Source organism: Aeromonas sp. Y318-1 (assembly GCF_027706125.1).
Classification (GTDB): Bacteria; Pseudomonadota; Gammaproteobacteria; order Enterobacterales; family Aeromonadaceae; genus Aeromonas; species Aeromonas hydrophila.
Genome location: NZ_JAPDCM010000004.1, coordinates 26775 through 39255 on the forward strand (window position 1 = coordinate 26775; position 12481 = coordinate 39255).

Annotated in this window: 10 protein-coding genes, 1 tRNA gene, 1 other RNA gene and 1 riboswitch; of the genes, 2 read left to right on the forward strand and 10 right to left on the reverse strand. The window is 56.7% G+C overall.

The features are described from left to right. Positions 1 to 58: 58 nt before the first annotated feature. The 8 genes from OKB87_RS07075 to OKB87_RS07110 all read right to left on the reverse strand — a co-directional run bounded on the left by OKB87_RS07075 (position 59) and on the right by OKB87_RS07110 (position 7651). Positions 59 to 442, reverse strand: a complete 384-nt coding sequence (locus tag OKB87_RS07075; protein ID WP_235195040.1) for a DUF6630 family protein — start codon at positions 440 to 442, stop codon at positions 59 to 61. A 285-nt stretch (positions 443 to 727) separates the two neighbouring features. Further along, positions 728 to 1717 carry a PoNi-like cognate immunity protein gene (locus tag OKB87_RS07080; protein WP_270826960.1) on the reverse strand — a complete coding sequence of 330 codons (990 nt, stop codon included), beginning with the start codon at positions 1715 to 1717 and terminating at the stop codon, positions 728 to 730. A gap of 9 nt (positions 1718 to 1726) precedes the next feature. Next, entirely contained in the window at positions 1727 to 3046 is a 1320-nt protein-coding gene (locus OKB87_RS07085; RefSeq protein ID WP_270826961.1) for a type VI secretion system polymorphic nuclease effector, read from the reverse strand. 1 nt (position 3047) lies between these two features. After that, positions 3048 to 5243 (reverse strand): type VI secretion system effector VgrG, encoded by a 2196-nt coding sequence (vgrG, locus tag OKB87_RS07090; protein WP_270826962.1) that lies wholly within the window; start codon positions 5241 to 5243, stop codon positions 3048 to 3050. Between the two features lie 277 nt (positions 5244 to 5520). Then, positions 5521 to 6039, reverse strand: a complete 519-nt coding sequence (gene hcp1, locus OKB87_RS07095) for a type VI secretion system effector Hcp1 (RefSeq protein ID WP_005332563.1) — start codon at positions 6037 to 6039, stop codon at positions 5521 to 5523. A 569-nt stretch (positions 6040 to 6608) separates the two neighbouring features. After that, a non-coding RNA gene (locus tag OKB87_RS07100) (RtT sRNA) lies at positions 6609 to 6738 on the reverse strand. Positions 6739 to 6961: 223 nt separating this feature from the next. Further along, positions 6962 to 7049, reverse strand: a tRNA-Ser gene (locus tag OKB87_RS07105). A gap of 146 nt (positions 7050 to 7195) precedes the next feature. Then, entirely contained in the window at positions 7196 to 7651 is a 456-nt protein-coding gene (locus OKB87_RS07110; RefSeq protein ID WP_029301206.1) for a YbjN domain-containing protein, read from the reverse strand. A gap of 158 nt (positions 7652 to 7809) precedes the next feature. Here OKB87_RS07110 and OKB87_RS07115 point away from each other — a divergent pair, with 158 nt between their 5' ends. Beyond that, the gene (locus tag OKB87_RS07115) at positions 7810 to 9147 is read left to right on the forward strand and encodes a flavohemoglobin expression-modulating QEGLA motif protein (protein WP_270826965.1); all 1338 of its coding nucleotides are present in this window, start codon (positions 7810 to 7812) and stop codon (positions 9145 to 9147) included. 68 nt (positions 9148 to 9215) lie between these two features. On the opposite strand, the gene OKB87_RS07120 is transcribed toward OKB87_RS07115, so the two are convergent. Then, positions 9216 to 9797 (reverse strand): thymidine kinase, encoded by a 582-nt coding sequence (locus OKB87_RS07120; protein WP_011705703.1) that lies wholly within the window; start codon positions 9795 to 9797, stop codon positions 9216 to 9218. A gap of 86 nt (positions 9798 to 9883) precedes the next feature. Then, positions 9884 to 11464: a Na+/H+ antiporter NhaC family protein gene (locus tag OKB87_RS07125; protein ID WP_011705702.1), complete on the reverse strand. Its 1581-nt coding sequence runs from the start codon at positions 11462 to 11464 to the stop codon at positions 9884 to 9886. Between the two features lie 86 nt (positions 11465 to 11550). Then, positions 11551 to 11722: riboswitch (Lysine riboswitch) on the reverse strand. 321 nt (positions 11723 to 12043) lie between these two features. On the opposite strand from OKB87_RS07125, the gene OKB87_RS07130 reads away from it, so the two are divergent. Further along, positions 12044 to 12448: an H-NS family histone-like protein gene (locus OKB87_RS07130; protein WP_270826966.1), complete on the forward strand. Its 405-nt coding sequence runs from the start codon at positions 12044 to 12046 to the stop codon at positions 12446 to 12448. Positions 12449 to 12481: the final 33 nt, after the last annotated feature.

Below are 12481 nucleotides of genomic sequence, written 5' to 3' on the forward strand. Positions count from 1 at the left end.
TTGCTTACCAAATTTTAAACAGACCTTGTTCTGGACATGCCCATGACGCCCAATAATCTTATTGTTCGTTTACATGATCCAGCTTGACCAGAGCTAAACCCAGCTTGCGCCCCTCGTTTAACAGTTTATCGAGAACATCCGTTCGACAAATAAACCCTGTATATTGATCTGCATCTATATCCCAAAGCACGACTTCATATCCTCGCGCTTGCAGCCATAAGTCATAAAGCACCAACATGTGCCAAACCGATGTATCCTCACCCGGTTCGGAGCAAATAAAATGTTCCTTGATACCGTGAATATCCGCCAATGCGTTACCCTGCAACTCAACTTCCTCGACGTCTCGCCAGTCAATATTAAGACACACCCAATGTTCATCAGAGTTGAATTCAACAAGTGTTGACACAATGCCGCCCTGTAGCTCATCGGTATGGGTATTCATCAGCGCGTTCAATCTGCCGGCTCTGATCTCTTCAGGCAGAGGGGATAGTAAAATTGATAGAAGCCATTTCTTTCTTCGTCTTTCGACATAGACCATGGGGATCAACAGGGGTGACAAGATAATGACAGAGAGGAGCAGAAATAGTTTTTTTATCGCCTTCACCTTTCTTTCTCGATTTTTTCATACAGAGCCAAAGGGGCCAAGCAATACCACGGCAGCACCAAAACGATGCTCGGTTCGCGATGTATCGATCACGCAGGCAATGCATGATCGATACACTGCGGACTACTCCTGTACCCAGAACAACATGTCGTCCTTGTTGACATGGGTTTGGGAAGGTAAGCGCTGCCCTTTGCGAAGCTGCCACTGCTCATCGGTCAGGTTGCAGCGCCAGTTGCCATCCTGCTCCACCACGGAACCCGGCATGGCAATAGGATGTTGGGCTACTCGCAATGCCTGCCATTTCTCTGCAATACCATTGGCTCTGGCATAATCGACCAGATCCTTGGGGTAATAGCGCATGTCTCGATAGCTGCTGTCATCCAGCTCATAAAGCAGGGTGACCAGCGCCGCTTCAAAAGCCCAATAGCCAAAGTAGATGGCATGCTTTGCCTTGTGCCTGTCGTGCCAATAGCACTCTTTACACCCCTTGTACCATCCTTTGAGATATTGCTTGATGCTCGCCTGACGCTCAACCTTGGTGGGATTCACACCATCTCCCTTGATGGCATCAAATAGCGGGCGGTACACCTCTGGAATATAGGATTCTGGACCTCGAGGGAAGCCAGGATAACCCAGGCGGGCCAACAGTACGCTCCACAGCGGGTCGTCGTCCCCTTCCGGATTCTTACTGATATAACGCACCAACTCGGGCAATATCTCATCCTGGCCATAGAGGATGCTTAATGAGAACATCCAGAGCAGATATTGATAAGCATCTTGCTCCCAGTAATAAAACAGTTCATCTGGAAACTCTTTTTTATGGCGTAAAAACTCTTTAGTGACGACGCCTAGCTGAGCAATAACCTCTTCATGAGAGACTCCGCCAGAATAAAGCAAGATCAGATGTTCAAGATTATCCATAAACATGCCCGCACTGGCACCAGAGCGAGTAGGCAATCCTGCTGGGTCACTCCAGCGTTCATGGTGAGGATCATTTATCCAGCTCCACCACTCCTGGTCAAAATAGAGCGATTCTTTGTAGTCTTCTAGCTGAACCAAGAAGAAATCCTCAGATAATAGTGGATCTCGACGCTGCTCAATAAACGAACTCATTCTCTACTCCTACTTGACCGGGATAGTACCGATAGCATCGGCATTCTTATTCAACTTGGTGATCTGAATCACCTCACCAGACTCATCGACGATCATCAACCAAGATTCATATTTTTGTTTTCTGATATCCGCCAATAGCTTTTTATCTGCTATTTCATCCGGTAATCGCCTTTCTATCCACAAATTGCTCATCTGCTTGCCCGACCCCTTGGTCATCGACAACAGCTTGGTGCTCTTGGTGCCATCCTCGTCAATATACTCCCCCCCTGCCGTCCGAAACTTGGTCTCGGTCACCACGTAGGGAGGAGGAGGATTGGTATTCTTGTAGATACCATCGATGCCCCGCCCTCTGGGCTTGTCATTCAGGCTACGTACCCGGCGATGTTCTGGCAACAGGTTCTCGAACTTGTGGTTTGCCATCCAGTTGTCGCTGATGATCTCACCATAAATCCCTTTCTTCGAGCGGCTCAGGATCTTGAGGTTCACTTTGACCACATCGTCCGGCAGCGGGTGGATAACGGTACCACCGGGCACGGCCTTGTAACCAGGGGCATGCTTGACCGCCTCTTTCTCCAATCCCGCGGCTATCTCATCGAGGGATTTGAGCACGGGCCCCATGGCGACAGGCAGCATCTGACCCGCCTGTGACTGCATCTGCAACACCAGACGCTGGGATTGCTCAAGCCAGATCCTGACTGAAGCAGGAGCCAATCCCTTGATCTTGCCGATCAAACTGGTCAGTGACTTGACTGCATCATTCAGATAACCCAGCAGCACGCTGACGGCAATCTGTCCTCTCAGCCCACGGATCTGGCCGGCAAATCCTTTCAGCACCTTGTCGAGGCGCGAGATACCCAGCACTTTCTTGACCTTGGGATCACTGAGAAACGTCAGCACGGGCGCCATTGCGGGTCTGATCGCCTTGGTGGCATCCCCACCCGCCTTGCGGACAAACAGGAAGATGATCTTCAACACCCCCTTGAGGGCTGAGCCCAGCGACGGGATCAGGCCAATCAGGGTAAAGCTCAGAAAAACCCATTTATCCGGCTGCTTGGGATCACGGGAAATATCCCGGGCATTGGCAATCAGATCGCGACAATCCAGCACCTGATCGACGACCGGAATGAGGCCCAGCACCGCATTGGCGGCGATTTGTCCTGCACTTTGATTGGGGTTGAAATCCCCCTGCAGGGCCTCCCAAATCCACTGCAGGCTGGAAGCAACCCCCTTTTTTACCGCCTCTGCACTTTGTTTGACATAGGCCGCGCCACCAGACACCGCCTTATCCAGGTGGTCATAGAGCTGCTCAAACAGATCGTTACCGAACATATCAGCCCTCGTCGCTCAGACTGTCGAGATGGCCGGTGAGGGCCGAGATGGATTCACGGGGCAGATCGACAAAATTGTCCTGCAGGTCATAGGTCACTGAAGCGGTGCCAGCAGGTACATCCTCGAGTAGCGCCATGCCCTCACCATCCAGCGTGCCTTCCCGCACCGAACCATCGCTCAATACGGCCTTGTAGGGGGTGCCCGCCAGCGGCATCAGCTCGGAGTCGAGGTGATAAAACTTCATCCAGCGTGTGTGAGGGCTGTCCAGCATACCCTCCATGCTCTTGGGTACCTTGCCAGCCCAACCGGATCCAGAGCCTGCATTACCACCCGAGTTCATCTTGATGGTGGGGCCGACCAGGGTGACACCGCCGCCATCGACCTTGATAAAGCAGCCACCGACCTTGACGGTAATTTCAGAACCCGCTTCCAGCACCACCTTGGCACCGGCTTTTACGTGCACTTCCTGTCCCGCCTGGGTGAGCCAGCTCTGACCGAGTTTTTGATGCATGGAGGTATCGACAGTCAGCGAGTAGTCGGCTTTTATCTGGTCGCGCTTCTCACCCTCTACCGTCAGGTGGTCGTTGGCTTTGACACGGGTCACCCGCTCATTGTCGATATCCCGATGCTCGTCATGCTTGATATGCCACGCCGCATCGTTCTCGATAAGCACGTTCAGGTCTTTCTGACCGTGGATGTAAATCTCTTCCTGCCCAGCCTGGTCTTCAAAGCGCAGCTCGTTGAAGCCCTCGCCCTGGTGGGTTTCGGTGCGCAGCACGGTGCGGGTCTTGTTGGCCGGCAGCTCGTAGGGCGGCCGGTTGGTGGCATGATAGGTGCGGCCGGTGACGATGGGCTGGTCCGGATCACCTTCCAGAAAGCTCACGATGACCTCGTGGCCTATGCGCGGGATGGCCATCATGCCGTACTGACCGCCGGCCCAGCCCTGGGATACTCGCACCCAACAAGAGCTCTGGTCGTTGCTCGAGCCGTAGCGGTCCCACGGGAACTGCAGCTTCACCCGGCCGTGCTCGTCGCAGTAAATCTCCTCCCCTTCGGGACCCACCACCATGGCGATTTGCGGGCCATCCACCATCGGCTTGTGAGGGGCTTCCGGGCTGCCGATGCGCGCCCGCCAGGTGGTGCTCGCTTTTACCACCCCGAATTCGTTGTGGTAGACAGTGGGGCCGCTGCCCCCCTCCTCTTCCAGTGCCTGCGGCTGCAAGCCGGTGTGCTGGATGCGCACGATTTGCCAGTCGGTGTTGAGGCTGCCGTTGGGATGTTCAGTGAGTGAAAAGTGCTGACCCGGCAGCAAAGCCGCGCAGTTGGACTTAGCCTGGCCCGCCACCGCGTCATTGCGCAGCGCATCCAGCCGGTGCTGGGCAAAGGCCTTGCCGCTGCCATCCTGCTTGTAGCGGCCCGGGAAATCGAAGTGCTGGTAGGTATCCCGTTGATGCGCAAGCTCCGCCCCCACTTTCTTGTGGGAGAGGCCGTAAGCCGGCGTCTTGAAGCTGTAGTCTTTGAGCTCCACATCCGACGGGCGCACCGCCTCCCGGTAGTGGAACTGGCGCACATAGGGGCCTTGCTCGAGGGAACGGTTGCCGAGGTTGAAGAAGAGCTCGGGGCCTTGGGTCAATGCCGCCGCATCGTCGGCAAACACGATGCGGTGCTTGCCCGCTTCAAACTCGTGGAAGTAGAACATCCCCTCTTCGGCGGCGAGCCGGTTCACGAGGTCGAGGTCGGTTTCCCGGTACTGGACGCAGTACTCCCGCTTGGCGTGCTCGTTCTTGAGCGCAAAGGCATAGTCGGTGATGCCGTGCTCTTGCAACAGGATGGAGAGGATTTCATCGGGCTTCTGCGCCTGGAAGATGCGAGAGTTCTGGCGAAGTGACAGCCGCCACAGCGCCGGCTGCACCAGCAGCTGATAGCGGGTGCGGCGAAAGCCGCTGTCCCCCTGCGCGAAGTCACTGACCACCCCGCACACCCGGCGCTGCAGCTCGCCGTTGTACCACACCAGCAGCTCGCAGGGCTGGTCCAGCACGGCGCCAAAGTCGATGTCTGGCTGGGCACTTGCCAGCTCCAGGCGCAGGTTGAACGGCCGGTTCAACGCCTCATCCAGCGCAAACTCGGCCACCACGAAGGTGCTCTCGGGCAGGGCCCCCACCTTGACGGTAAATTGTAATCCTGTGCTGTCTGCCATCGCTGAGCGCCTCTGAGATGTCGTGTAGCCCCATCAGGCGGGGCACTGCAAGCCGGGTGAGAGATCCGCCATCGCCCCGGTTTTTCTGACACCATGGCTACCGCACGCCCTTGACGGCGTGCGGCAAGACGTAAACCCAGATTTTTTCTTGTACCCGCTCACACCAGGCAAACGGACATAAGAAAAATGAGGGGGAAACTAGCTGACTCGGTTGAAAGCAACGGGCTATGGGTGAGGAAAACAAGGGGCACCGCAAGCAGTGCCCCTGATGGGCAAGTTACGCCTCGATCGGCGCACGCCAGTCATCTGCACCGGAAGTACCGGCAACGGTGTGCTCCCAGTCAATCTTGCGGTAGGCCATGGAGACCTGGATCAGCTGGGTGAAGTCAGACTTCGCCGGATCCTGGCAGTGCGGCATCTGGCAGTCGATGTCGACGATGGTGGCATCGGTCAGCACGGTAGAGAAGAAGTGCTCCTGCTTGCCCTCGACGGAGGTGCGGTACCACTTCAGGGTCACTTTCGGCAGCATTTCGCCGGAGGCCAGGGAGTTGTACATCAGCGGCACGGCTTTGTTCAGCGCAACAGTGAACTTGAACGGCTTGTGGACACGCTGACCAGCAGGCTGACCAGATTGCGGGTCAGTCGGTACGGTCACGACGTGCTGGAACTCTTGTACAAGCATCTCGTCTTCGTGGCCCTGCACGAAGATGTTGCCGACGGAATCGGAAGTGAAGGCACCGGCGGTGATGTTGCCCTGGGTTTTACCTTCGATGCTGATATAACATGGAGTTGGCATGGGTATGCTCCTGATTGGTTGAACGGTAATGACACTCGACCGAATCCGTTAGCAGTGACCATGCCAAACAGTTTTTTCTTTAAAAAACAAATAAGTAAAATATATCCTCACTTGCACAGCCGCCATGCGGCGCAACAAGTTGCGCGGTTGGCACATAAAACTACCCGTCATTGCACAACCAGCACCAATCACTGAATAAATGGCAATACATTGCGCAGAGCAGAGCTTATCTCTACCTATCACCTATTACCCAGCGATCACTTACTGAAGAGAGGTACTTGGCCAATCAAAGCGTGGGCCACCAAAGACTCTCCCCTTTGGTTCAGATAAACAGAAAGAAGCGCGCCAATATGTCTTCGAAAAACAGACCTCTTGGCGCCAGCGTAATAAGGAAGAAGGGAGGCAACGTGGTGAGCGCGCTGCTCAATGAGATGGACAGCTTGGCAAGCTTCCTTGCATAACGCCCAAGCGGGCTACCCTGCCCGCAGGTCGAGCCTGGGTCAGAACCCGGCCGCCGTCAGCGGATAAAGTAAAAGGGCCTATCTTGCGATAGGCCCTTTTACTTTGTTTGGCGATGAGGAAAGGATCATTCGCCACTGCGTGGCTCACCCCTTCGGGGCGGCCTGCGATCCTTCATCGCAGCAAGCTGCTCTGCTCGAACCCGGTGAGGGTTCTCACCCTCTCTCTTCGACATGAACGGATAATTCTTCCCCAAAGCAAAAAACCGACCATCAGGTCGGTTTTTCAATCTGCACGCTGGGTCGGGATTGACTCGCGCCATCCATGGCGCTCGCCCTGCGGGCGGCCTCTGGCCGTCCAGGCGGACTATCCTGCCCGCCTGTCGAACCAGGGCCCGAACCGCGCCGCCCGTCACCGGATAAAGTAAAAGGGCCTGTCTTGCGACAGGCCCTTTTACTTTATTTGGCGGTGAGGGAGGGATTCGAACCCTCGATACGTTGCCGTATACACACTTTCCAGGCGTGCTCCTTCAGCCACTCGGACACCTCACCAAATTTTGGTCTGTTGTTTAACGTGCTCAGCCAGCACTGTGTTCTCTGCGCCGTTGCGCTGGAACGGGGCGTAATTTAGGGGAAAGCCCCGCCTGCGTCAACGGCTTTTTGCATCAGGCGAACCGTTCGCACATTTAACGCACAAATCAGTGCACTGACTCCGGTGCAACCTGGATTTCCGGCAGATTCAAGAAGCCCAACCGCTCGCATTCGGAGACCACTTCATGAGTGGTGGCGATGGTGCTTTCAACGAACAACAGGAACTGCTCGACCGAAAGACCGGCCTTGGTGAAGACGGTGTGGCCCACCACCAGACGCGGCAGGTTGTCATCGATGATGTCGAGGAACACCTTGAGCGACGGGTACTGCATGTTGAGACGACCCAGTTCGGCCACCAGCGGCAGCAAGGCGGAGGGACGCACCTCCAGCTCCGATGAAAACAGCAGCCCTTCCTCTTCGACGAAGATCCGGCTCTCCTGAATGCCTTCGACAGACTGCAGAGAGACAATGTGGATACCGTGGCACTGATCACAGACATAGTGCTCGATACGAGCCTGCTGCAACCAACGCATTATCATTTCGGAGCTGGGGATATTCATCATTTCCACGACACAATTGGGATCAAGGGGCGCAGTCTAAACCAATTTTCCGGCAACCAAAAGCGCACTGGCCGGATAAGCACACGCCTCGCTTCTTTTTGGCAAGCCGCCTGCATATACTCAGCCCATTCCAGCGCCACACTCGCCCCACAGGGGGCTAAATGACCATCCAAGAAAAGTACCGCCTGCATCTGAAATCCCTCTCGGATGAACTCTTGATCCTGCAAAAGCCCATCCGCATTCTGGATGCCATCAAGTGGCCCCGTCACCTGCAGGCCGACTTTCTGGCCAGTGGAGGACGCACGCTGCCGGCCGTCGACAAAGCCTTCTATGATGGCCTCCCCCTCGGCTTCGATCCTCGCAACAAGTATCTGGAGCTCAAGGAGCTGCGGGACCGGATCCGCCGCCGGCTCGGCCCTCAGGACGAGCTTGGCCGCATCCTGCAGGAGACGGTGGATCAATACATGGTGGTCATCGAAATGCTGCGCCAGCGCGGCCAACCGGATTTTCTGCGCTACAGCCAGCTGCTGTACGGCTCGGCCGGCGATCACCTGCGCGGCGATCGCAAGACCCTCAAGGAGCTGGGGGCGAGGCTGTGCGATATCTTCTCCCTGCCCGGCGCCCGCCACCTGGTCCGCCCCTACCCCAAAGAGTTCGAAGGTGAAGCCGCGGTGGCCAAATTGCAGGGCAAGCTGTCGAGCTATTTCAGTGACGGCACCGTGCAAGTCAAGCTGAGCGATGGCATCGTCTCGGACGCGGCGGCCGGCGGCGATTACATCAAGCTCAACTCCCACGCCCGCTTCTCCGAGCTGGATCTGCAGGTGCTGGAGGTCCACGAGGGCTGGGTGCACGTGGGCACAACCCTCAACGGACGCCAGCAACCCTATGCCACCTGGCTCAGTGCCGGCTCGCCGCGCATCACGGCCTGTCAGGAGGGGTTGGCGGTGCTGATAGAGACCCTCACCTTCAGCTCGTTCCCGGACCGGGCCAAGCGCATCTCGGATCGGGTGATGGCCATCGACATGGCGGAGCGTGGCGCCGACTTTATCGAGGTGTTCCAGCACTTCGTCGACCAAGGCACCAGCGAACACGACGCCTACAAGATCACCCAGCGGGTGTTTCGCGGCGGCATGGTCGAGGGGGGCGCCTGCTTCACCAAGGATCTCTCCTATGTGAAGGGCTATGTGGAGACGGTCAACTTCATCCGCAGCGCCGTGCTGGAGGGGGTACCCGAGATCCTGCCCATGCTGTTTGTCGGCAAGGTGACCCTGGACGACATCCCGGTGCTCTATCAGCACTATCTGGAGGGGCTGATCAGTGCGCCCCGTTATCTGCCCCCCATGTTTCGCGATCTCACCGGCCTCTACGTCTGGTTCGGCTTCGCCTCCGGCATGTCGCTGGTGGATATCGGCCGGGTGCAGCAGCACTTTCGCCAGCTGTTCCACCGCCTGCCGGTGGCCGATCCCATCATAGCCCCCGTCGACATCGAGATTGACTGAACCGCCAGCAACAAAAAAGGCGCCAGATTGGCGCCTTTTTCTATCCACTCATCGCGATGAAGAGGAGGTTATTTGAATGCTCGCCCTTCCAGATAGTGTTTGCGGCACAGGGAGACATAACGATCATTGCCGCCGATCTCCACCTGCTCGCCATCGCGCATCACCTGGCCGGCTTCATTGACCCGGGAGTTCATGTGCGCCTTGTTGCCGCACCAGCAGATGCTTTTCAGCTCCTCGAACTTGTCGGCCAGGCAAAGCAGGTGGTAGGAGCCGGGAAACAGCTCGCCGCGAAAATCGGTCTTGAGGCCGTAGGCGATCACCGGAATGTCCTGCTCGTCGACGATGCGGGCCAGCTGATAGACCTGCTCCTTGGTCAGGAACTGGGCTTCATCGACGATGAACACGTCGATGTGCCGCTCGGCATGGCGGGCTTTTACCATCTCGAACAGATCGCAGCTATCGCTGAACACCTCGACTCTCAGCTCCAACCCCACCCGGGCACTGATCACCCCGACCCCGAAACGGTCGTCGATGGCGGGTGTCATGGCCAAGGGATGCATGCCCCGCTCCAGATAATTGAAGTGCGCCTGAATGAGCTGGGTCGATTTGCCTGAATTCATGGTGGCAAACTTGTAGTGCAGTGAAGCCATGGTACTGTTCCGAAACTGAATTTATGGGGCGCATGCTAACCAAAGCCCCCAACAAAACCAAGGGGCCTGGCGGCCCCTTGTTCTTTTTATGCGATAGCCAGGTCCGCTTGGGACCTTGCCTTGCGCAAATGGTAGCTGGAGAAGATGACGAACCAGAGCGCACTGACGCTGAAGCCTGCCAGCACCGAATGCATCAACCCCATCACCAGATAACCGAGGGCGGCGCCGAAGGCGATGGCCAAGGCGTAGGGCAGCTGGGTCATCACGTGGTCGATGTGGTGGCAGCCAGCACCGGTGGCCGACAGGATACTGGTGCTGGAGATGGGCGAGCTGTGATCGCCGAACACGGAACCGGCCAGAACGGCGGCCAGCATCGGCAGCATCAACGTGATGTCACTGGCCGCCGCCATGTCGCCGGCCAGCGGCAGCATGATGCCGAAGGTGCCCCAGCTGGTGCCGGTGGCAAACGCCATGGCGCAGGAGAGGATAAAGACCACGGCAGGCAATACTTCAATGGGCAGGTTGCCGTTGGCAAGCGATGCCAGGTACTTGCCGGTCTCGACGTCACGCACCACGGCGCCGATGGTCCAGGCAAACAGCAGGATGTTGATGGCCGGCAACATGGCCATGACCCCTTGCGGCGCAGCCTTGATCCAGTTCTTGGCGCCGAGCTTGAGACGCATGGCCAGACCGATGGAGACCACCAGGCTGCACAGGGCGCCATACACCAGGGACGAGCCGACGTTGGTATTCTCGAACGAGCCGAGCACGCTGAACGGCTCGCCATTGGCAGCCAGCACGGCGGCACCGGAGTCAATCATGAAATAGACGGTGGCCGCGGTCAGGGTCAAGATCGGCAATACCATGTCGATCATGCCGCCGTTGCTCTCCTCCGGGCTCTCCATGTCCAGGCCGATGGGGCGGCCCTTGGACTCATCCCACAGCTTGCCTTCCAGCGCCCACTGCTCGTGCTGGCGCATCGGGCCTATGTCGAGCTGGAACGCGATCACTACCAGCACCATGATCAGGGTGAACACCGCATAGAGGTTCATCGGGATCATCTCGACGAAGGCGGAGATGGGGCTCTGCCCGGTGATGCCGTGAGCCGCCATGATGCCGCCGACCAGGGCGATGATATAAGCCCCCCAGGAGGAGATGGGCATCAGCACGCAGACCGGGGCGGCGGTGGAGTCCAGCAAGTAGGCCAGCTTGGCGCGGGAGATCTGGAAGCGGTCGGTCACCGGACGGCAGATGGCCCCCACCGACAGGCTGTGGAAGAAGTCATCGATGAAGAAGGCAAAGACCATCATGCCGGTCAGCGTCTTGGCCCCTTTGCGGGTCTTGGCGCGCTTGGCGGCCCACTCGGCGAAGGCCCGGGTCGCACCGGACACGCTCATCAGGCTGATGAGACCGCCCAGCAGCAGCATGAACAGCAACATGTTGATGTTGTCACGGTTGAGAGCCCCGTCGACCCAGAAGATCTTGAGCACGGTGTTCAACATGTAATGCAGGGAATCGAGGGGAGAAAACTGGTTCAGCAGCAGGCTGCCAGTGACTATGCCCACCCCCAGCGACAGCAGGACGCGGCGGGTCAGGATCGCCAGGGCGACGGCCAGCAGGGGTGGAATGATTGACCAACCGGAGTCGGCGTAGTGAATGATGTCCATGATCTCTTTGCACCTAAAGACAGCAGGTGGAGATCTACCGAGAGGATAAAGAAACAAAACCCATGGGGAGGTAATACTCCTCAGCCCCTTCAGGTAGCGCTCCATAGTGGATGACTATGGCAGTCCTGCACCTATTAGATGCAGAACCAGCAGCCCGGTATGATGGCCTGGCCACTTCGGCGCTGACTCCTTTCCTCGTGCATCACAGGCATCACCCTCCGCACAAGTAGTCATAGGCAGCGCGCCTCTACTTAAAGGTATTCGAGGCACATTTTATCGTGCCGGCACGTTATAGCAAGTTTTTTGATTAAATCACCAAATGGCGTGGCTTAAAATGGCATGGTGGTAGTCAAATGGTGCAAACATTATGATTTTGTCGCTATTTTCATCTATCAAGAACTCAGTCGAGTATGTACATTGCCAATATTGCTGAATCGGGCCTGAATCCAAAATAGATCTCTTAATTTCCACTATGAATTTATTAATTCAGCTGACTTGACTTGATCATAAATGGCCGTATAAATTAGCCAAAATTACTATATCTATTTAATTCACTCTTTTGCTCGCGTGGTGAACACTATGAACGAATTTTTGAAAGTCCTGCTGAATGTCCGTAGCCTGCGTGCCACTTGCCGTGAGCTGACACTGGAACAATTGGAAGAAGGTCTGGAAAAGCTCTCCGCTATTGTCAGCGAGCGCCAGCAGGATGAAGCCGCCGAGCGTCAGGCTCGCGAAGAACATCTGCGCAAAATTAACGAATATGCCGAAATGCTGAAAGCCGCCGGCATCGATCCGGCCGAATTGGTTGGTACCGTGGCCGTTGAACCCGCCAAAGCCAGCAAGGGCAAACGTGCTCCCCGCCCGGCCAAATACCGTTATATGGACAACGGCGTGGAAAAAACCTGGACCGGCCAGGGCCGCATGCCTTCCGTGATTGCCAAGGCCGTTGCCGAAGGTAAATCCGTCGAAGAATTTGCCATCTGATAAAGCCGTATCGGCGCAATAAAAAACCTCGCA

Coding starts and splice junctions, on each gene's coding strand:
- OKB87_RS07075 (WP_235195040.1), bottom strand. CDS start 442: ATGAATACCCATACCGATGAGCTACAGGGCGGCATTGTGTCAACACTT.
- OKB87_RS07080 (WP_270826960.1), bottom strand. CDS start 1,717: ATGAGTTCGTTTATTGAGCAGCGTCGAGATCCACTATTATCTGAGGAT.
- OKB87_RS07085 (WP_270826961.1), bottom strand. CDS start 3,046: ATGTTCGGTAACGATCTGTTTGAGCAGCTCTATGACCACCTGGATAAG.
- vgrG (WP_270826962.1), bottom strand. CDS start 5,243: ATGGCAGACAGCACAGGATTACAATTTACCGTCAAGGTGGGGGCCCTG.
- hcp1 (WP_005332563.1), bottom strand. CDS start 6,039: ATGCCAACTCCATGTTATATCAGCATCGAAGGTAAAACCCAGGGCAAC.
- OKB87_RS07110 (WP_029301206.1), bottom strand. CDS start 7,651: ATGATGAATATCCCCAGCTCCGAAATGATAATGCGTTGGTTGCAGCAG.
- OKB87_RS07115 (WP_270826965.1), top strand. CDS start 7,810: ATGACCATCCAAGAAAAGTACCGCCTGCATCTGAAATCCCTCTCGGAT.
- OKB87_RS07120 (WP_011705703.1), bottom strand. CDS start 9,797: ATGGCTTCACTGCACTACAAGTTTGCCACCATGAATTCAGGCAAATCG.
- OKB87_RS07125 (WP_011705702.1), bottom strand. CDS start 11,464: ATGGACATCATTCACTACGCCGACTCCGGTTGGTCAATCATTCCACCC.
- OKB87_RS07130 (WP_270826966.1), top strand. CDS start 12,044: ATGAACGAATTTTTGAAAGTCCTGCTGAATGTCCGTAGCCTGCGTGCC.